Annotated in this window: 2 protein-coding genes; both read left to right on the top strand. The window is 44.6% G+C overall.

All coding sequences use genetic code 11. The features are described from left to right. The first annotated feature begins 50 nt into the window (after positions 1–50). Entirely contained in the window at positions 51–575 is a 525-nt protein-coding gene (locus B7X71_RS17470; RefSeq protein ID WP_293601676.1) for a YeeE/YedE thiosulfate transporter family protein, read from the top strand. 1 nt (position 576) lies between these two features. Next, positions 577–1,140, top strand: a 564-nt coding sequence (locus tag B7X71_RS17465) for a YeeE/YedE thiosulfate transporter family protein (protein ID WP_293601675.1), incomplete at its 3' end; no start/stop codon positions are given.

Here is a 1,140-nt window from a genome sequence, read left to right as displayed (position 1 = left end):
ATATTATATAAATAAATATATTATTAATACCTTAATTGAGGTGATCAGAAATGAAAAACGAAAAACAGGGTCAACCAGCTCCGTATTGGAATCCTTTACTTGCGGGCATCCTGCTCGGGATTGTTCTGTTATCTACATTTGCTTTTACCGGTCATGGCTTGGGTGCTACAGGATTTACAACCCGCCTAACAGCATGGTTTGGAATGTACCTACTACCAGCGGCTACTAATGCCAATGAATATCTTGGTGGAATAGTTGAAGAGGGCAAGCCCTTGGATGCATGGATCACATGGCAGGTGATTGGCGTTGCTCTAGGCGCTCTCATTTCAGCATTTTTTGCTGGAAGAATTGCAATTAAGCTTGATGGTGGGAAATTCTTAGGGGGCTCCAAGCGACCCTTAACCGCATTATTTGGTGGAATCTTAGCTGGCTTTGGTGCTCGCATTGCTGCGGGTTGTACCAGTGGTCTCGGTTTATCTGGCGCGGCTGTTCTGAGTTTGGCTGGATTTACATTTTTAGGTACATTCTTCGCGGTTGGATTGCTTGCCAGCCGCCTAATGAAAGAGGAGAAATAAGATGGGAACAATTCTTTCGGGTTTATTGATTGGTGGTGCCTTCGGCTTTGTGCTTGAGCGGGCTGGTTTTGGTAATCCCAATAAATTAACGGGTCAATTTCGCTTAACAGATTGGTCCGTATTTAAAGTGATGTTTACTGCAATCGTGTTTGCTGCAGTCGGACTCTTCATTCTAGAAAGGACTGGATTTGTAGAGAGCGGAAGCCTTTTTGTTCCACCATCATTCTTAGGTGCGGCAGCTTTAGGCGGTGCATTTGTCGGTGCCGGTTTTGCTATCGGCGGCTATTGCCCTGGAACATCAGTAGTTGGTCTGATGTCAGGTCGGATTGATGCAGGAATCTTTTTAATTGGTTTGTTGTTGGGAACCATCCTATTTGCAGGCATCTATCCAAGCATTGAATCTCTTACGACTTTAGGTGAACTTGCAAATGCAGATTCATTGCCAGAACTATTTAACGTTTCAAGCATTGCCATAGACCTCATCATGGTGCTTGCTGCAATTGGTGTATTTATTTTGGGCGCATGGATGGAGAAGAAATCCACGGGCCCTGTCAGTTCTCAAGAA

Source organism: Polynucleobacter sp. 39-46-10 (genome assembly GCF_002282275.1).
The sequence above is the reverse complement of the archived record's forward strand: the minus strand, read 5'-3'. Positions and strand labels throughout refer to the sequence as shown.